The sequence below is a fragment of the Pseudomonas sp. Ma2-10 genome (assembly GCF_054330215.1).
The window spans coordinates 343388-361778 of sequence record NZ_JBTEYL010000003.1 but is presented as its reverse complement, the minus strand read 5'-3'; the positions used below and the strand labels follow the sequence as shown (position 1 = coordinate 361778).

At 59.1% G+C, this 18391-nt stretch carries 17 protein-coding genes and 3 pseudogenes; 8 read left to right on the top strand and 12 right to left on the bottom strand.

Annotated features, from left to right (window positions below; all coding sequences use genetic code 11):
* Positions 1 to 194: 194 nt before the first annotated feature.
* The gene (locus ACXPVS_RS06770) at positions 195 to 998 is read left to right on the top strand and encodes a hypothetical protein (RefSeq protein ID WP_458509227.1); all 804 of its coding nucleotides are present in this window, start codon (positions 195 to 197) and stop codon (positions 996 to 998) included.
* 42 nt (positions 999 to 1040) lie between these two features.
* Here ACXPVS_RS06770 and ACXPVS_RS06765 read toward each other — a convergent pair whose 3' ends face one another.
* Positions 1041 to 1784, bottom strand: a complete 744-nt coding sequence (locus ACXPVS_RS06765; protein WP_458509226.1) for a hypothetical protein — start codon at positions 1782 to 1784, stop codon at positions 1041 to 1043.
* A 472-nt stretch (positions 1785 to 2256) separates the two neighbouring features.
* Between ACXPVS_RS06765 and ACXPVS_RS06760 the strand changes: the two genes are divergently transcribed.
* Positions 2257 to 2418, top strand: coding sequence for a DUF2986 domain-containing protein (locus tag ACXPVS_RS06760; RefSeq protein WP_458509225.1), 162 nt, complete (start codon positions 2257 to 2259; stop codon positions 2416 to 2418).
* A 25-nt stretch (positions 2419 to 2443) separates the two neighbouring features.
* Here the strand turns inward: ACXPVS_RS06760 and ACXPVS_RS06755 are convergent.
* The 4 genes and pseudogenes from ACXPVS_RS06755 to ACXPVS_RS06740 all read right to left on the bottom strand — a co-directional run.
* Positions 2444 to 2599, bottom strand: a pseudogene (locus ACXPVS_RS06755) (VOC family protein); the annotation flags it as partial.
* A gap of 40 nt (positions 2600 to 2639) precedes the next feature.
* Positions 2640 to 3800 (bottom strand): iron-containing alcohol dehydrogenase, encoded by a 1161-nt coding sequence (locus ACXPVS_RS06750; protein ID WP_458509224.1) that lies wholly within the window; start codon positions 3798 to 3800, stop codon positions 2640 to 2642.
* Positions 3801 to 3803: 3 nt separating this feature from the next.
* Positions 3804 to 5195 (bottom strand): aldehyde dehydrogenase family protein, encoded by a 1392-nt coding sequence (locus ACXPVS_RS06745; protein WP_458509223.1) that lies wholly within the window; start codon positions 5193 to 5195, stop codon positions 3804 to 3806.
* 10 nt (positions 5196 to 5205) lie between these two features.
* Positions 5206 to 6579: a glutamine synthetase family protein gene (locus ACXPVS_RS06740; protein WP_458509222.1), complete on the bottom strand. Its 1374-nt coding sequence runs from the start codon at positions 6577 to 6579 to the stop codon at positions 5206 to 5208.
* 212 nt (positions 6580 to 6791) lie between these two features.
* Between ACXPVS_RS06740 and ACXPVS_RS06735 the strand changes: the two genes are divergently transcribed.
* The gene (locus ACXPVS_RS06735) at positions 6792 to 7109 is read left to right on the top strand and encodes a carboxymuconolactone decarboxylase family protein (protein WP_458509221.1); all 318 of its coding nucleotides are present in this window, start codon (positions 6792 to 6794) and stop codon (positions 7107 to 7109) included.
* A 100-nt stretch (positions 7110 to 7209) separates the two neighbouring features.
* On the opposite strand, the gene yghX is transcribed toward ACXPVS_RS06735, so the two are convergent.
* A complete protein-coding gene (gene yghX, locus ACXPVS_RS06730) occupies positions 7210 to 8097 on the bottom strand; it encodes a YghX family hydrolase (protein ID WP_458509220.1) in 888 nt (295 codons plus the stop codon).
* A gap of 291 nt (positions 8098 to 8388) precedes the next feature.
* Between yghX and ACXPVS_RS06725 the strand changes: the two genes are divergently transcribed.
* Together ACXPVS_RS06725 and ACXPVS_RS06720 are read left to right on the top strand one after the other, a co-directional pair.
* Positions 8389 to 9918 (top strand): MFS transporter, encoded by a 1530-nt coding sequence (locus tag ACXPVS_RS06725; protein ID WP_458509219.1) that lies wholly within the window; start codon positions 8389 to 8391, stop codon positions 9916 to 9918.
* 585 nt (positions 9919 to 10503) lie between these two features.
* Positions 10504 to 10727 (top strand): annotated as a pseudogene (locus tag ACXPVS_RS06720) (cupin domain-containing protein); the annotation flags it as partial.
* On the opposite strand, the gene ACXPVS_RS06715 reads toward ACXPVS_RS06720, so the two are convergent.
* Positions 10722 to 12161 carry an MFS transporter gene (locus ACXPVS_RS06715; protein WP_458509218.1) on the bottom strand — a complete coding sequence of 480 codons (1440 nt, stop codon included), beginning with the start codon at positions 12159 to 12161 and terminating at the stop codon, positions 10722 to 10724. The pseudogene ACXPVS_RS06720 and the gene ACXPVS_RS06715 overlap by 6 nt on opposite strands.
* 134 nt (positions 12162 to 12295) lie before the next feature.
* Here ACXPVS_RS06715 and ACXPVS_RS06710 point away from each other — a divergent pair, with 134 nt between their 5' ends.
* Positions 12296 to 13201: a LysR family transcriptional regulator gene (locus ACXPVS_RS06710; RefSeq protein WP_458509217.1), complete on the top strand. Its 906-nt coding sequence runs from the start codon at positions 12296 to 12298 to the stop codon at positions 13199 to 13201.
* On the opposite strand, the gene ACXPVS_RS06705 is transcribed toward ACXPVS_RS06710, so the two are convergent.
* Positions 13198 to 13425: a hypothetical protein gene (locus ACXPVS_RS06705; RefSeq protein WP_458509216.1), complete on the bottom strand. Its 228-nt coding sequence runs from the start codon at positions 13423 to 13425 to the stop codon at positions 13198 to 13200. The genes ACXPVS_RS06710 and ACXPVS_RS06705 overlap by 4 nt on opposite strands.
* A gap of 134 nt (positions 13426 to 13559) precedes the next feature.
* Here ACXPVS_RS06705 and ACXPVS_RS06700 point away from each other — a divergent pair, with 134 nt between their 5' ends.
* Positions 13560 to 14618, top strand: a complete 1059-nt coding sequence (locus ACXPVS_RS06700) for a hypothetical protein (protein WP_458509215.1) — start codon at positions 13560 to 13562, stop codon at positions 14616 to 14618.
* Between the two features lie 53 nt (positions 14619 to 14671).
* On the opposite strand, the gene ACXPVS_RS06695 is transcribed toward ACXPVS_RS06700, so the two are convergent.
* The gene (locus ACXPVS_RS06695) at positions 14672 to 14866 is read right to left on the bottom strand and encodes a hypothetical protein (protein WP_458509214.1); all 195 of its coding nucleotides are present in this window, start codon (positions 14864 to 14866) and stop codon (positions 14672 to 14674) included.
* A 60-nt stretch (positions 14867 to 14926) separates the two neighbouring features.
* On the opposite strand from ACXPVS_RS06695, the pseudogene ACXPVS_RS06690 reads away from it, so the two are divergent.
* Positions 14927 to 15343, top strand: a pseudogene (locus ACXPVS_RS06690) (2'-5' RNA ligase family protein); the annotation flags it as partial.
* A 101-nt stretch (positions 15344 to 15444) separates the two neighbouring features.
* Here the strand turns inward: ACXPVS_RS06690 and ACXPVS_RS06685 are convergent.
* The 3 genes from ACXPVS_RS06685 to ACXPVS_RS06675 form a co-directional block, all read right to left on the bottom strand.
* Positions 15445 to 16542, bottom strand: a complete 1098-nt coding sequence (locus ACXPVS_RS06685; protein ID WP_458509213.1) for a polyamine ABC transporter substrate-binding protein — start codon at positions 16540 to 16542, stop codon at positions 15445 to 15447.
* Positions 16543 to 16612: 70 nt separating this feature from the next.
* The gene (locus ACXPVS_RS06680) at positions 16613 to 17497 is read right to left on the bottom strand and encodes an ABC transporter permease subunit (protein ID WP_458509212.1); all 885 of its coding nucleotides are present in this window, start codon (positions 17495 to 17497) and stop codon (positions 16613 to 16615) included.
* Positions 17494 to 18375 carry an ABC transporter permease subunit gene (locus ACXPVS_RS06675; RefSeq protein ID WP_458509302.1) on the bottom strand — a complete coding sequence of 294 codons (882 nt, stop codon included), beginning with the start codon at positions 18373 to 18375 and terminating at the stop codon, positions 17494 to 17496. Before ACXPVS_RS06675 ends, ACXPVS_RS06680 begins: the two co-directional genes overlap by 4 nt.
* Positions 18376 to 18391 lie beyond the last annotated feature (16 nt).

The window sequence follows — 18391 nt, the reverse complement described above, 5'->3', positions numbered from 1 at the left end:
TGATCGTTCGGAATGAATTGCAGATAGGGTATACGAATTTGCTGGGGTGTTCCTTCGTCGATGGCCGGGACCTCCCGCCCCTGCAATATCTTCCCGCCCCGATTGCAACTGCTACGCTACGTCTGGCAGCGCTCAAGCCGATCATGGCCATCAAGGGGGCGGGCGACAGGCGGTTACCTGCAAGGAGGCAGGCTGTGATGATCAAGCACATTGGCAATGCAAGTGCAGACATCGTTCCAGAGCCTCTCGCTCGGGAAGAGGTGGAGCGGGTGCTCGGGCTGTTGTTGGCCAGCCCGTTGTTCGCCAAGTCACGGCGCATGGGCAGCCTGCTACGCTTTCTGGTCGAGCACGACCTTCAGCTCTCGGACATCCCCCTTACCGAACACGCCATCGGCATTGCGGTGTTTCGCCGTGATCCGGCGGTCTATTGCACCGGCGATGATCCGGTGGTGCGGGTGCAGATTGGCCGATTGCGGCGCAAACTCGCCAGTCATTACGCCACGTTTGGTCAACAGGACCCGGTGAGTCTGAGCATACCGGCCGGTTGTTATCGGCTGGCGTACCAGCGACTCAGATCCAAAGGCATCGCTATTCGTCACCCTGTCCTGCAACTCCAGCCGTTTACCTGCATCACCCGCGATGGCGACGACTTTACCCGGGGGTTGTGCGAAGAGTTGAGCTGCAGGCTGTTCGAGTCGTTTGAACAAACCCAAACCCGCGCCAGTCATGTGCTGATAAAGGTGCCGCGAAGCAGCGTGAAAACACCGGACCAGGGGCGGACAGGACGGGGGAGTTATTCTCTGGAAGGCAGCGTGCGGGTGGAGTCGGCTCGTGTCCGGGCCTCGGTACGCCTGATTGATGTCGCTCAGGGCCGCATTCGCTGGTCAGAGCAGTTCGATTGCAATCAACCCTATGGCATTGCCACTCAGGAAGATCTGGCTGAGTCCATCTGTCAGTCGTTGACGGGGTATTTCACCCGGGGTGGCAGTGACGATTGATGAACAGAGGGGCAACCACCAGGCTGCCCCTGGATGCTGGTGTTACACGACAGTCCAGCTACCGCCAGAGTAGAGGCGGGTCGCACTGTTCTCAAAGGTCAGGTCGATTTCGATCGATTGCGAACGCGAGGTGCTGAACATGGTGCTGGTCTGCACGCTCTGTTCGAACCACACCAGAATGGTCTCGACGGGGGTTAGCACGGTCTGGCCGGTGACTACTTGTGCCGAGGCCACGTAGATGGGCGTGCTGATCTGCTTGCCATCGATGCCCGTGGACAATTGGCTGATGCCGGGGTGGATCGCACCGTAGTTGTTCACCAGGGTGATGGAGGTGTCGGCCCCACCACTCGTCGCCGAACCCAGCAGGCCCGAACTGTCGAGTATCGACTGTTGGCCCAGCCCGATATTGACGATGTTGGTCGACACATCAACCTGCACGTTGGCCTGGAAAGAGTTGGCGCCGAACAACTGATACTGGGGCGTCCAGCTGAAAGTACTGTTGCTCAGGTACTGGACGTAGGACTGCCAGACCACGTTATAGGCTTCATTGCCGACCTTCTTGGCAAAGCACAGCTTGTAGCCTGATTGTTTGAGCTGGGTCAGATCACCGGCGGCGATCTGTATCTTCACCGACTTTTGGGTGGCCGCCAGGGTCGACGTCAGCACCTTGCTGTAATCGGTGGTTTTCAGGGCCGTTGGGGCGACGCTCTGGAACGACTTGAAAGCCTCTTGCACGTCTTTGTGCAGTAGCTCGCGTTGTTTACTGACTGTGTTTGACTGACTCATGGTTTCCCTCTTCCTTGGTTGAGTATTGGACAATCAATGGGCAGCGGGCTTCGGATCCGACCCGCGATCAGGCAGCATCCGTGACGTTTTCCCATGCCTCCCGTGACGGGTGGCGGGCGGTGCTGTCACGACCCTGTAAGCACATTGACGGCTTCACGGTAGGCGGGGCGCGCAGTGCGGCAAAGTGTCTTGGCGTTACAGTCAGGAGGGTCGTTGGCGCAGGTGAAGATCATGAAGTAACAGCCTGCGTAACAGTGATGTAACAAGGGGGCGCCCGTCTGCCAGCGTTCGCGAAGGTGCGTGTATTCCTGTTCGGGACTTCGGAGAACCTTCCCCGCTGTATGTGAGGTGCCACCACTCCTTCGAGTACCTGGTAAACCCTTCTTTTTCCATGGCCCCGCGGTCGCTTCTGTTTTTTTGCGCAAACCGCAAGCTGATATCATCCAGAAAATTACAAACCGAGTAGAAAAGTATGAATCGTCGAAAAAAAATAACGCAGTTATTAAAGGCTCACGCCAAAAAAGCCAGTGCCAAATTGGCTCCGTCAAGCAAGTCTAAATACATTAGTAAATCTGACCGATTGAAGCTGGCCGCTGAATCCAGTCACGACGCAATCATTTGCGCTGAGAGCTGATCTATGTCGCTTAAGCACCGCATCACTCAGGCAACCGGATGATGCGTGTTACTGACCGGGGTTTCAGATTCGCTCGGGCCAATGGCTCTGCGTTTTCGTCGACTGGCTGAACGCTGGCGACCATCAGTTCGTCATCGGCCTTCTCGATGTCCGGTGTCGAGTAGCCTTGGCGATACATCATAGTGCCCTCAGGTTCCGCGCCAACGGCGCAGACAACTGCGCTATAGACGGCCGTGGTATGCCGCTTCGAAAATCTCTGTCGCGCCATTTCGAGTCAATGGCAACGGGTTGCCGCCGGCGCAAGGGTCGACAATCGCCATGTCCGCAATCAGGTCTGCCTGCCGATCATCCACCCCCAGTTCAACCAGCGTGTGCGGCACGCCGATGTCCTTGCGCAACTTGAGGACGAAGGCCAGGAAACTGTCGAAGCCGGGAGAGGGCAGGCGCAAATAAGCCGCGAGGCGGGTGATGCGTTCCTCGATGGCCGGGCGATTGAATTTCAGGACATAGGGCATGAACGTGGCGTTGGTCATGCCGTGATGGGTATCGTAAAGGGCGCCCACCGGATGTGAGAGGGCGTGCATTGCGCCCAGACCTTTCTGGAAAGCGGTAGCGCCCATCGCGGCCGCCGCGAGCATTTTCGCGCGCGCCTCCAGGTCCGAGGGCGTGTGTACGGCTCGCACCAGGGCATTGGCGACCAGGCGCATGCCTTCCACCGCAATCCCTTCGGCCATGGGATGAAAACTGGGGGCGCAATACGATTCCAGACAATGCGCAAACGCATCCATGCCAGTACCCGCGGTGACCTTGGCCGGCATGCCAACGGTGAGGGCCGGATCGCTGATGACCACGCGCGGCATCATCTTCGGGTGGAAGATGATGCGTTTGGTGTGCGTACGCTCATCAATGATCACTGCGGCACGGCCCACCTCGGAGCCGGTGCCCGCCGTGGTCGGCACCGCAATGACCGGGGCGATGCCGCCTTCGTCGGCGCGGGTCCAATAGTCGCCGATGTCTTCGAAATCCCACACCGGGCGGGTCTGGCCGCTCATGAAGGCGATGAGCTTGCCCATGTCCAGGCCACTGCCACCGCCGAAGGCGACCACGCCATCGTGAACGCCGGCGCGCCAGGCGTCGAGCCCGTCCGCCAGGTTGGCTTCGACCGGATTGGGTTTAAGGTCGCAAAACAGCGCGACGCCAAGGCCGGCGGCGCACAAGGCGTCCAGCGCTGCGATGGTGATCGGGGCTCGCGCCAGGCCACTGTCGGTGACCAGCAATGGTCGCTGGATCCCTTGACTGCGGCAGGTCTCGGCGAGTTCGGCGATGCGGCCGACACCGAAGCGGATGCTTGTGGGGTAGTTCCAGTTCGCGGTCAGGCTCATGGCTCAGATCTCGTGGCGCAAATGGAAGGATTTCGCTCGGGTCAGATTTTCATAACCCAGGCGCGACAGGGTGACGCCGCGCCCGCTGTTCTTCACTCCGGTCCAGGCCAGGGCCGGGTCCAGGTAATCGCAGCGGTTCATGTACACGGTGCCGGTGTCGATCTCGTTACCCAGGCGTTCGGCGGCGGCAAGGTCTTGCGTCCAGATGGACGCGCTGAGCCCGAACTCACTGTCGTTCATCAAGGCGATGGCTTCGTCGTCGCTGGCCACCGGCATGATGCCGACCACGGGGCCAAAGCTTTCCTCGCGCATCACCGACATTTGATGGGTGACGTCGACTAATACTTGCGGTGCGAGGTAGGCGCTGCCCGGCACGTCGTCAGGAAAATCCTTTGGATCGATCAGTGCCTTTGCACCTTTTGACAGCGCATCGGCGATCTGCCCACGAACGAAATCAGCGGCGGCCGGTGTCACCAGCGGACCGAGCGTGGTGGCTTCGTCCAGTGGGTTGCCCAGCACGTATTGGCGAGTCAAGGCGGCGAAGCGTTCGATAAACGTCGGGTAAATTTTTTCATCGACATAAATGCGCTCCACGGCGCAGCAGCTCTGCCCGGAGTTGAAGAAGCTGCCATCTACCAGATTTTCCACTGCAGGGTCGAGGTTGGCGTCGGCCCGGACGTAGGCCGGGTCTTTGCCTCCGAGCTCCAGGCCCACGCCGAGGAAACCGCCGACGGCAGCGTGTACCATGGATTTTCCGGCTTCGACCGAGCCAGTGAAGTTCACCTGCTGCACGCGTCCAGAGGCAATGATCGCTCCGGTATAGAGATGACTCAGCAGCAGGTTCTGGAACAATCCATCGGGCAGATTGGCACGGCGAAAGGCCTCGGCGAACCGTTCGCCCACCAGCAGCGTTTGCGACGCATGTTTGAGGATGACGCTGTTGCCGGCCATCAGTGCCGGGATAATCGTATTGACTGCCGTCAGGTAGGGGTAATTCCAGGGGGCGACGACCAATACCGTTCCCAGCGGCTCGCGTTTGATACAGCGTCGAAAACCGGCGACAGGCGTGGGTTCAATCGTTGCCAACGCTTCAGGCGCAATGGCGATCATATGGCGGGCACGCTCTTCGAAACCGCGCAGTTCGCCCGCGCCAACGCGCACCGGTCGGCCCATCTGCCAGGCCAGTTCCGGCACGATGTCAGCCTTCATGGCCAACATCGCGTCCACCGCGGCGCTGCAGAAGGCGGCGCGTTCGCTCAGTGGCCGGCGTTTCCATTGCGCCTGGGCCGCTTCGGCCACCGCCAGCGCCTGGTCGATTTGCGCTGCATCGGCGCAGCGGCGTTCGGCATAGACCCGGCCATCGACTGGGGAGATGAGTTGAATCGTTGACGTCATGATGGCGGTCTCAATAGCGCTCAAATCCGCGCTGCAGTTCCCAGTCGGTGATCCGCCGGTCGTACTCTTTCTGCTCCCATTCGGCGGTGTGCACGTAATGATCGATCACTTCATCGCCGAACGCCGCGCGCAACATGGTCGAGCCCTGGAGTGCGGAGCAAGCTTCGCGCAGGGTCTTCGAGACTTCAGGCAAGTGTTCGTCGGCGTAGGCATCGCCCTCGAAGGGCGGCGCGAGGCTGAGCTTCTCGTCGATACCGGCCAGCCCCGCAGCGATCAAGGCGGCGAAGGCCAGATAAGGATTGAGGTCGGCACCGCCAATGCGACATTCGATGCGGATGGCTTTGCTGCCTTCTGCGCACAAACGAAAGCCCGCAGTGCGATTGTCCCGACTCCACACCGCCCGGGTCGGTGCAAAAGTGCCGGCCTGAAAGCGCTTGTACGAATTGATGTAGGGCGCGAGAAAGCAGGTGATGTCGTTGGCATATTTGAGCTGCCCGGCCACCCAGGAGCGCATCAGTTTCGACATGCCAAACTCAGCCTTGGCGTCAAAGAACAGCGGCTTTTTACCGTTCTTGTCCCACAGCGAATTGTGGATGTGGCTGCTGGAACCGGCGGCGTCATAACGCCACTTGGCCATGAACGTGATCGCCTTGCCCTGTAGTTGCGCGATCTCTTTGCAGGCGTGCTTGATGATGACGTGGTGGTCGGCCATGGTCAGCGCATCGGCATAACGGATATTGATTTCTTCCTGGCCTGGCCCCCATTCACCCTTGGAGTTTTCCACGGGAATGCCGCTGGCTTGCAAATGCTTGCGAATCGTCCGCAGAACCGGCTCTTCGCGGGTAGTCTGCAGGATGTTGTAGTCCTCGATGTAGTGACCGGCGGTCTTCGGCTTGTGGTAGTTGCGCTCGTGGATGGCCTCGTAGCTCTCGTCGAACAGATAGAACTCCAGTTCCGAAGCAAACATGCCGGTGTAGCCGCGCTCGCGCAATCGCTCGACCTGTTTTTTCAGGATCGCCCTCGGGCTGTGTGGCAGGTCGCGCCGATGGTGGTGATCGAGCACATCGCAGAGCACCAGCGCCGTGCACTCAAGCCAGGGCACCCGTCGCAATGTGGTCATGTCGGGTTTGAGCACAAAGTCGCCATAGCCTTTGCTCCAGCTGGCCGCGGCGTAACCCGGCACCGGCTCCATGTCGATGTCGTCGGCCAGCAGGTAATTGCAGCAATGGGTTTCTTCATGGCCGCTGTCGATGAAAAACTCGACCTGGAATCGTTTGCCGACCAGTCGGCCTTGCATGTCGACCATGCAGACAAGAACGGTATCGATCTCGCCGGAGGCGGCGGCGCGCTTGAGTTGGTCGAAACTGAGGAGAGGCTCGGTCATCACGTAGTCCTGCGTGAACTGTTTGGGGCTGTCTGAAATAGCTGTTGCAGACGCTCCCCAGAACAAACCAAAACCTGCAGACGTGAGCATCGTGTGCAATGAGCTGCTGTAAGCGTAGCCTACTGCTGCGGTGTGCAGATTTCGTAAATCGCAGCCTGATGACTCGGGCGCAAAGGCGCGAATTGATCGCCCTCCAACGCGAGGAAACAAACATGACCAAGAAGAAAGCGCACAACACCTACCAACGTCTCGAACAGCAGTACCCGGATTACTTGGCTGCCGTGGAGGCCTTGGGTACGACGGTGCGTCATACCGGCCCACTGGAAGAGATCGTTGTCCAGTTGATCCAGCTCGGTGCCGCGGCGGCCATCCGCTCGGAGGGGGCGGTGCACAGTCATACCCGACGCGCACTGAAGGCGGGCGCTACACCAGAGCAGATCCGTCACACGCTGATCTCACTGACCAGCACGATCGGTTTCCCCACCGTCGTTGCGGCCATCAGTTGGGCGGATGATGTGATTGAGACGTGACCTATTGAGGCGCGTTTGAGCAGCTGACTCGTCAGCTGTTCGAAACCCTCCCTTCATGCGGAATCTGGCAACACTGTCAAAGCAGACTTCAGCTTCACCCTTAAGCCAGGTACCGTCGAAACCACCCCAGCGTCCGGTCCCAGGCCAGCGTTGCCGCGGCGTCATCGTATCGAGGCGTGGAGTCGTTATGGAAACCGTGGTTGGCGCCGGGGTAGATGTACGCCTCATACGTTTTGCCCGCAGCCTTCAGCGCCTTCTCATAGGCAGGCCAGCCTTCGTTGATGCGCGTATCCAATTCGCCGTAGTGAAGCATCACTGGTGCCTTGATTCGGGCGACATCCTTGGCCTCTGGCTGGCGGCCATAAAAGGACACGGCCGCCCCCAGTTCCGGATAAGCCACGGCCGCCGCATTGACGACGCCACCGCCGTAGCAGAACCCGGTGATGCCGACTTTTGCGCTGGTCGCGTCATGCTTCATCAACCACTCGATGGCGGCGAAAAAGTCGTTCATAAGTTTTTCCGGGGCGACGGTCGCCTGCAACTCCCGGCCTTTGTCGTCGTTACCGGGATAGCCGCCCACTGACGTCAGGCCATCGGGGGCGAGGGCGATGAAGCCTGCCTTGGCCACACGCCGCGCGACGTCTTCGATGTACGGGTTGAGCCCGCGATTTTCATGCACGACCACCACCGCCGGTACCTTGCCGGTGGCTTTCGCCGGGCGCACCAGATAACCACGAACCTGCCCGTGGCCCTTGGGGGAGGGATAGGTGATGTATTCGGCAACGATGTCGGGGTCGGTAAATTCAACCTGCTCGGCGAGCGCATAATTCGGACTCAGGGCCGCGAGGAGCGCGCTGGCCGTCAAGCCACCCAAAGTGAACAACGCCGCCCGATCCAGAAACTCTCGACGGTTGATCTTGCCGTGGGCGTAGTAGTCGTAGAGTTCGAGCAGTTCCGGGGCAAAGTCTTTCGCGGTGAGACGGGGCATCTGTGCGTTTCCTCCGCCCGAGATTGTTTGGGGCGCTTGCTTTTGGGGCGGGGCAGACGGAGAAGGACTTTCAGCCCATCAGTGCTATCAAACAATATGAAACAAATAGCCGATTGAATTGTGATGTAACGAAATTATAGAAGTGATCTGTTTTTCCGCGAGAAAAGTTAATTTTCTTACGTTGAACGTTACGTTCTTAAACCCTCGCCATGGAAGCGCGCAGGGTTCGTTTCACGGGTGCATTGCGAAATCTCCCGTGAATACTTTGAGGGAAATAAGGAGCGTGGAGCAATGCCGTTAATAAGTGATACAGCGAAACACAGAGAAAAATCAAAACGATGGTCAGCCCTTAGCGTGCTGATGCTGCCAGTGCTACTGGTGACCGTAGACAATACGGTGCTTGGATTCGCGTTACCAAAGATTGCCGAAGCCCTGAGTCCAAGCGCAAGTCAGCAGTTATGGATGATCGATGCCTATTCGCTGGTATTGGCCGGATTACTGGTGTCGATGGGCAGTCTGGGCGATCGAATCGGTCATCGAAAGTTGTTACTGGCCGGGTCTTTGGGTTTTGTCATTGTGTCGGTGCTGACCGCCTATTCCCATACGGCCATGCAACTGATTGCCGGGCGAGCGTGCATGGGGATTTTCGGTGCGATGTTGATGCCCTCGACGTTGGCATTGATACGTTCGGTGTTCCTGGATCGAGAGGAGCGCAGAGTAGCTGTCGCGATCTGGGCAACAACGCTGACGGTAGGATCAGCGCTCGGTCCTTTGGTCGGTGGGGTTTTGCTGGAGTTTTTCAGCTGGGGGGCGATTTTCCTATTGGCGATACCTGTATTGGTGCCGTTGTTGGTATTGGGACCGGTGTTGTTGCCTGAGTCCGAGAAAGACTGTTCAGGGCCATTGGATCCGCTAAGTATCCTGCAATCGATGGTTGCCCTCAGTGCCATCGTTTATGGCATTAAACACAGCGCCAGTAATGGTCTCGACTGGATGGCACTGACAGCATGTGTAATCGGCATGGTGGCTGGATGGAGGTTTGTGCATCGGCAGTTACGTCTGCCTGTGCCGCTGATGGATCTGAGTCTGTTCCGAAGTGGCACCTTTAGCGGCTCGGTACTCATCAATCTGATGAGCCTCGCGTTCCTCGTCGGCTTTGTGTTCTTTACCACTCAGTTCTTACAGATCGTTCTTCAGATGTCACCGTTGAATGCCAGCTTTGCGTTAGTACCTGGTCAGATCATGGCGATCGTAGTGGGAATGGCCGTCGTGCCAGTAGCGCGGCGAGTACCGGTGCATGTGCTGGTACCGATTCTGATGGCGTTTGCTGGGGTGGCGTTTTTGTTGGTCGCCAGCATCGGCAGCAGTCTGATCGTTCTGGTGGTGGCTTTTGCCTTGCTGAACATTGGCGTGGGCGCGATCGCGACGGTATCCAACGATGTGATTTTGTCGGCTGCACCGCCGGAAAAGGCGGGTGCGGCGTCGGCCATTAGTGAAACGGCCTATGAAGTGGGTGTGGTTTTGGGGACGACGGTGCTCGGTGGTCTCGTCACGGCCTACTATCGCGGTGCATTGCAGTTGCCGGGCTTTTTGAGCGAGGTGCAGACGATGCTGGCGAGTGAGACGCTATCGGGTGCTCATCATGTAGCGGTGCAGTTGTCGCAGGATCAAGCACAAGCGCTGATGACGCAGGCGGGAAGTGCCTTCGAGGGTGGAATTAATCTGGTTTCGTGGGTGACGTTCGGCTTGGCACTCATGGCGATTTTAATTGCCTGGCGCGCTCTGCGGATACCGAAGGCGAAACTTGCTGAAGGGCAGTGATCGAAAACGAACGTCGGGCCGTTTATCACACGGCCCGACTATTTCATTGCTCTGCTCAAATCGGTTCGGCTCAGTTCAGGCATTGCGCCCCGGCCCTAGCCACCTGCGCGTCGTGCCCGGCTTTGACCCCTGGCCTATCTGGTGCCACGTCATAAGGAAATCACCGATCCGTGAACGGCAGGCACGACCCGGTGAGACGAAAGCGCGTGTACCCCAAGTGACGCGCGATAGCATTTTTCCATCCTGTCACGCTTGCTACAGGACAAAATCGTTCTAAAAAGCCCGCCTTGCGCTTTGGAGTTTGTACTACTCTTGAAGTTGTAGGTGAAGACGCAGACTGATGCGCAAGCGGATGGCGAGGAAACGTGGGGCGCGTTCCGAAGGGTACACGGTTAGAAAGATCTCCGCGCTGAGATCCAGCCCTTATGCCGTGTGAAGCAGGACAGCACAAAACTGTTCTGTGGGAGGCCTGATAAACCTTGTAAGCCGGAGACCAGCGCCGGCCACCTACTCGATTTTCAAAGCCCGTCTTGTGCGGGCTTAATGAGATGGTCAGCCTGACCGAGAAGCCCTGCAGGTTTACGCTTGCAGGGCTTTTCTCGTTTTTGGCGGAGGATCCCTCAAGCTGAGGAGGCGCCTCCCGTAATGAGCTGGCAGACGGGTCTTCATCGCACCGATCGGCTGCGCCAGGACCTCGACGTTGCCGGGCGTGAGGTGATCCAGGTTCTCGTTGATTTCGAGCCGGGTGTGGTGCCCCCCCCAAGCATTCGCATCCCGGGGCGGAAGTGGCCCACGTCATTGAATCAACGTTGGCGATTCCTTGTACATCCCCCAGGCACCGCGCGGCTTCCCAGCGCGATGGCCAGTGCGACAGCGATCAACACCAGCGCCACGGCGAAGGTGATCCGCAGACCGCTGGCAACGGCTTCGGGTCGCGCCGTTGCAATGTCGACCGAGGCCGATGCGAGCGCGAATACCGCGCCCAAGGCGGACGCACCTGTGATCAGCCCCAGATTGCGCGACAGGTTGAGCAGGCCGGAGATGACGCCTCGCTGGTCCGGCTGAACCTCCGCCATGACCGCCGTGTTGTTAGCTGTCTGGAACAGCGCATAGCCGATAGTTATCACGACCATGGGCAAGAGGTAGCCGCCGATGCCTGACGTCTCCGGCAATACCGATAACGTGAGGCACCCGGCTGCCATGGCGATGAGCCCGATGAGGGTCATGCGTTGGGCGCCAACGCGGTCGGCAATACGGCCGGCGGGCACTCCCGTCAGCGCCGCGACAAACGGCCCGACCGACAAGACCAATCCAACCCGAACGGCATCGAGCCCCAGCCCATGGGCGAGGTAGAAGGGCCCGACCACGAGCGTCGCCATCATCACTGTCGCGACGAGCAGGCTCATGGCGAGACCGCCACTGAGCAATGGATCCCGCAACATCGCCAATTGAATCAACGGAGAGGTGACTCGTGCTTCGACGAACACAAAGAGGCCGCCGCCGACGCCCGCCGCTAACAGCAAGGCGATGTTAAGCGGGCCGAAACTGCCTCGCCCAAGGGTCATGGCCAGCGCATAAGCAGCGAGGGTCAACGCCAGCAACAGAGTGCCCAGCGAGTCGAAGCCGGCGCGGTCGGTTTTAGGCTTCTGGCGATCGGCGGGCAAGTAGCGATGCGCGAGCACCAGCGTCAGCAAACCCAACGGTACGGTGATGAGGAAGATCGCCCGCCAGCCGAACCCGCCAATCAGCAGGCCACCGAGTGACGGCCCCATCGCGGTGCCTATCGCCGACATCGTCCCGAGCAAGCCCATGGCGCTGCCGGTTTTTGCCTTCGCTACCGTCTCGCCGACAAAGGCCATGGTCAGCGCCATCATGATTGCCGCGCCGAGTCCTTGCAGTGCCCGGGCACCAATCAGCATCCAGAGCGTGGGTGCAAAGCCGCACAATGCCGACGCCAGCGTGAACACGCCAATGCCGGCCAAGAGCAGCCGCCGACGACCCACCATGTCACCGAGCCGACCGACGCTGACGATCAGGGTAGTGATGGCCAGAAGGTAGGCGAGGACGATCCACTGCACGTGCTGGAAGGAAGCGTTGAACACTTCGGCCAACGTCGGCAAACCCACATTGGCGATACTGGTGCCCAGCGAGGACAGCAGCATCGACAGTGAAAGACTGGCCAGCGTCCACCGAGTCGACGGTGTCTGTTGCGCACGTTCTGCGACTGCACTGATTGATTTCATGCTGTTCCTCTTTTCTGGCCACTCCCGAAGCGGAGCTATCAGAAATCTACCCGCCGACCTAACATGGCGGAAGGCGCACCGTTTGCAGTTAACGTGTGCGTTCAACGCCATATCACTCTTCCGCGGGGCGCTGCATGTCCACTCCCGATTTCAACTTGCTGATTACCCTGGATGTGCTGCTCGCCGAAGGCAGCGTGGCGCGCGCCGCCAAACGCTTGCGGCTGAGCCCGTCGGCGATGAGCCGGGCACTGGCGCGATTGCGTGAAACCACTGGCGATCCGCTGTTGGTCAGGGCCGGGCGCGGTCTGGTGCCCACCCCGCGAGCGCTGGAACTGCGCGAGCGGGTCAGTCAACTGGTGCAGGACGCAGAAGCGGTCCTTCGACCGGCCGAGCAACCCGACCTCAGCCAGCTGAGCCGCATGTTCACGCTGCGCACCAGTGAAGGCTTTGTGGAGAATTTTGGCGCGGACCTGATTGCCCGCGTCGCCGAGCAAGCCCCAGGCGTACGGCTGCGCTTCATGCACAAACCCGACAAAGACAGCACGTCACTGCGCGACGGCACGGTCGATCTGGAAACGGGAGTGGTGGGGAAGAGCGCCGGGCCGGAGTTGCGCACGCAGGGCTTGTTTCGGGACCGTTTCATTGGCGTCGTGCGAAGGGGGCATCCGCTGAGCGAAGGCGAGATAACCCCCGAGCGTTATGCGGCGGGCAGCCACATCGGCGTCTCTCGGCGCGGGCTCGACAGAGGCCCCATTGATGAAGCCCTTGAGCCCCTGAAACTGGATCGGCAGATCGCAATCGTCGTCGCAGGCTTCTCCACCGCACTGGCACTCGCCCGGGACACCGATCTGATCGCCAGCGTTCCCGAACGGCACACCGCCAATTTGCGCGCCGGCCTGCACAGTTTTGCGTTGCCGTTGTCTCTGCCGGCGTTCACTGTCGCCATGCTCTGGCATCCGCGGCTGGATGCCGATCCTGTGCATCGCTGGTTGCGGGGTTGCCTTCGGGAGGTGTGCGCGCAGCAGCAAATCATTGATTAAAACGTGAACTGACGCGCCGACCGTGGCCTGGCCTGGGCCAACTCGATCTCAAGCAGATGCTCGACCAGTACATCATTCAGAAACCGAAAGTGATCATTAAGCCCGACCACTTCGTTGTTGAAATGGTTGGCGGCTGCCGGTATCAGCAACGCCTCGAAGTTTTGCCCAACACCGCAAAGCTCACGGCCAGGACGTGCCAGGCAGGTCAGCAGATGGATCATCATGATTCGCGCCGATGGTGAATATCGACATAAGTGAAGGAGGGGTCATCGCTGACTGTTCCGGCCCCCGTGTGGGCAGCCACCTATACTCAGGCATATAGCCCTTGATCTGATTTCAACCCGAGAGAACCGCGATCTTGAACCTGCGTTCGCTGATCGTCGCCGTGTTGGTGGTGTTGGCGGGATGCGCCATGCCTGCGCGTGCCCCGGTGGAAGTGGTGCCGGTGATTATTTCCCGGAGCACCTGGCAGTTGGTGGATCGGGAGATTGTCGTGGCGTCGCAATCGGCCACCGAGCAGACCAAAATTTACGCGCGCGGTGCCATGGATTACTGGCGAACGCGTGTCTATCAACTGACCGAAGAAAACTTCATTCCATGGTTCAGCAGTTACTGGACTCAGGAATGGCTCTCGATGAAGGTCAGTTGGTACACCCTCAGCGCCAAGGGCGAGCAAGATGTCTCGGCCAAGCGCTTGGCGGCCTATCTGCTGGAGCAATACCAACAGCGCGTGTTGGCACCGGTCGCGGTGGAGATCGATCCCGACGCGATTCTCGGCCTGGCAACGGCGTTTTACGTGGACATCCTTCAGGAAGAACTGCAGAAAATCTCTCAGCGCCACGGCGTACCGATGGCTCAGCTCAACGGACGTCTGCGCAACATCCCCGCCATCGCCTTGGGGCCGCCTCCCGCCAGGGACGCCTCGCTTTATCAGGTCGTGCACACCCAGCCCCTAAATACGTTGCCGGCCTATGCAGCGCTGATCGAAAAAGTCCACAAGGCCGGTGGCGACATGGGTGTTGATTCGACAGACATCGCCATGGCGCCGGTGGCCAAACGCGCCAGTCAACGAATGGAAGCCGAAATGGTCCCGCGAGGTGCGGTCAGTGCAGTGGCCGCTGCAGCGGGAAAATTGGCCGGGGGCTTGATTTCCGTGGGTGTGGCGGGGATTCGCGCGATGATCCAGGCCAATGATCGGCCTGACAGCGAGGCACTGATTCGCAGCAGTTTGGGTAACACGTTCGACAAGGCCTGGTTGAAGCTGGTGCAAAACCCAACCACCGGCGTGATGGCCGGTACGTTGTACATGGCGGCGCAAATCGAGAGCAATCTGGCGGGGAGCGCGCAAGTGCCGTCGGTCAGTTCGGGCGGCGGAGCTGTCGATTGGGGGCCGACTGACCCGCAGATCGCCCCATAACCCAAGGAGAGCGACTTCGAAATGATCGTAAAAGCCTGAAAGCAACGACAGGTTCACTCCGGCGACGGGGTGGTCTTGCAACTCTTGCGATTACGGATCTCGCTGTCTGTCGGCCGTTCGTTGACGAACTCGAAGCGCGGTTCACCTTCGTTGTAATGAACCAGCCAGCCCCATTCCAGCTCGGACTCATCCTGGCCAGGTTTGGGTGGCACGGCCCACCATGGTTCCTTGCTGATGATCTCTCGCATGGCCCCCTCCAGTTGAATCGTTTGCATGAACTATAACGTGGATGTGAGGAGGTGCCAGGTATGAGCGACGAATCCCATGAGCCGTTAAAACGACTGTTTTTTGCCCTCAACTGCACACCCTCGCAACGTCGGGCCATCGCCCAATGGCGCAGAGCACTTGAGCTCAGGTGTGGACGCCCGGTACCGGTGGAGAACTTTCATCTGACGTTGATGTTTTTGGGCGCTGTCGAGGTGGCGAAAATAGCCGATATCTGTACGGTCGCTGCCAATATTCGAACGCCGGGTGTGCCTTTGAGGGTTGCGCTTGATCGGCTGGATGTCTGGCGCAGGGCAGGGGTGTTGGTGCTCGCGCCGGAGCAGGCAATGCTGCCGTTCGGGTTTGAGGAATCGCCGAAGGCGTTTCGGCCGCATCTGACGCTGATGCGTGATTACCGAATGCTGGTGCCAGAGTCCGCGACACCGCCCACATTCACCTTAACCGAGGAAGCCAGGTGAGGCCGTTCTACAGATAGGAGTGCAGCGGTGGTAAGGCGCTGCGTGAACGGAAATCGTTGACACCGGTAACTGATCGTTACGAGTTATTTGCCGAGTTTCACCCGCGTCCACCCACGGGTCATCATCCGCTGAACGCCAATCGGCATGTCCGGAATGGCATACAGCGTCGCCATCACAGCCGGCGACGGATACGACCCCGGATCATCCCGAATCGCTTCATCCACCAAAGGCGTGGCCGCCGCGTTGGCATTGCTGTAGCCGATGTTGTTGGTGATCTCGGCGATGATGTCCGGGCGCAGCAGGAAGTCCATGAACAGGTACGCGTTCTCGACGTTCGATGCGTCCCGAGGGATAGCGACCATGTCGTAGAAACTGCCCGCGCCTTCCTTGGGAATGCTGTAATTGACCTTCACCTTATCGCCCGCTTCTTGGGCGCGGGCCTTGGCTTGCAGCACGTCGCCGGAGTAACCGACTGCCACGCAGATATTGCCGTTGGCAAGGTCCGAGATGTATTTCGAGGAATGGAAGTACGCCACCGAAGGGCGAATCTTCATGAACAACGCTTCAGCTTGGGCGATCTGATCTTTGTCCTGAGAGTTCACCGGATAGCCCAGATAGTGCAGGGCGGCCGGGAGCATTTCGGTCGGCGAATCAAGGAAACTGATGCCACACGCTTTCAGCTTGGCGGCGTTTTCCGGCTTGAACAGTAAGTCCCAGGAGTTGGTTGGCGCGTTCGTGCCGAGCACTTCCTTGACCCTCTCCGGGTTGAAACCGATGCCTATCGAGCCCCACATGTATGGGAAGGCATGGCCGTTATTCGGGTCGCTGGCGGAAGCATTTTTCAGCAGCGCCGGATTGAGGTTTTTCCAGTTCGCCAGCTTGGATTTGTCCAGTTCCTGATAGACACCTGCTTTGATCTGCTTGGCCAGGAAACTGTTGGACGGCACGACAATGTCGTAGCCTGATTTGCCGGCGAGCAGCCGTGCCTCGAGGGTTTCATTGCTGTCGAACACATCGTAGGTCACGCGGATGCCGGTCTCGTCTTCGAATTTCTTGACGGTGTTCGGGGCGATGTAATCCGACCAGTTGTAGACGCGCAGTACCTTGTCATTGGCCTGGGCGCCGGTGGCCATCGCGCCCAATAAGGACAGTGTCAGCAGAGTCCTGCCAAACATTTTCATCGGTACAACTCCAATCTTTTTATTCAGTTCTTGTTATGAAAATCATGCAAAACCGTAAAACGCGACGGCGCTAGGCCGTCGTTTCTACCATTTGCTTTTTAGGTTGCTGCCAGGATTCGCTGGCGGTCTGGTCCATCGCTTCCTGAATCGCGCGTTTACGGGTGGCTTCGGCGCGGCGGCTGAAGTACCAGACCATGAGGGTTACGATCGAGACGGCGAGCAGAATCAGGCTGGCCACGGCATTGATCTCAGGCTTCACGCCCAGACGCACCGCCGAGAACACTTCCATCGGCAGGGTCGTCGAGCCCGGTCCGGACACGAAGCTCGCCAGCACCAAGTCATCCAGAGACAGGGCAAACGACATCATGCCGCCGGCCGCGAGTGACGGTGCGATCATCGGAATGGTGATCAGGAAAAATACCTTGAACGGCTTCGCCCCGAGGTCCATGGCCGCTTCTTCGATGGACAAGTCCAGCTCGCGCAAGCGCGCCGAAACCACCACCGCCACATACGCCGCACAGAAGGTGGTGTGCGCGATCCAGATGGTGACGATGCCACGCTCCATTGGCCAACCGATCAACTGCGCCATTGCCACGAACAGCAGCAACAGCGACAGACCGGTGATCACTTCCGGCATCACCAGCGGCGCTGTCACCAAGCCACCGAACAATGTGCGGCCCTTGAAGCGAGTCACGCGAGTCAGCACAAAGGCCGCCAACGTTCCCAGCGCCACCGCCGCAATTGCGGTGTAGCAGGCGATTTCCAGCGAGCGCACCACCGAGCCCATCAGTTGCGAGTTGTCGGCCAGGCCGACATACCACTTCACCGACCAGCCGCCCCACACCGTCACCAGTTTGGAAGCGTTGAACGAGTAAATCACCAGAATCAACATCGGCAGGTAAATAAACGACAGGCCGAAAATCAGCATGAACTTTGAAAACTCGAAGCGTTTCATCCCCGTGCCTCCATCTCTTTGGCCTGGCTGCGGTTGAATAGCAGAATCGGCACAATCAGGATCAACAGCATCACCACCGCCAAGGCAGAGGCCACCGGCCAGTCGCGGTTATTGAAGAACTCTTGCCACAGCACGCGACCGATCATCAGGGTCTCCGGGCCACCCAACAGCTCCGGGATCACGAACTCACCGACCACCGGAATGAACACCAGCATGCAGCCGGCGATGATTCCGTTCTTGGCCAGGGGTACGGTGATTTTCCAGAAGTTGTTGAAGTTGCTCGAGCCCAGGTCCGAAGCGGCTTCCAGCAGGCTTTGATCGTGCTTGACCAGGTTGGCGTACAGCGGCAATACCATGAACGGCAGATACGCATACACCACGCCGATATACACCGCCGTGTTGGTGTTGAGCATCTCGATCGGGTGCGACGTCAGCCCGGTCCACATCAGGAATGAGTTGAGCAAACCGTTGTTGCTGAGGATGCCCATCCACGCATAAACGCGGATCAGGATCGCGGTCCAGGTCGGCATCATGATCAGCAGCAGCAGAACGTTTTGCGTTTCCTTGTTGGCCTTGGTGATCGCGTAGGCCATCGGGAAACCGAGCGCCAGGCACATCAGCGTGCTTAAAAACGCGACCTTCAACGAGCCGAAGTAGGCCGAGATGTACAACTCATCTTGGGTCAGCAGCGAGTAGTTGCCGATGTTGAGCAATAGCTGAAATTTCTGCTCGGCGAAGGTGTAGATCTCTGTGTAAGGAGGAATGGCCAGGGCCGCTTCCGAGAAGCTGATCTTCATCACCAGGAAGAACGGCAACAGGAAAAACAGGCACAGCCACAGGAAAGGAACCCCGATGACGAGCTTTCGACCACTGGGCATCAGCCGCATAAACTGC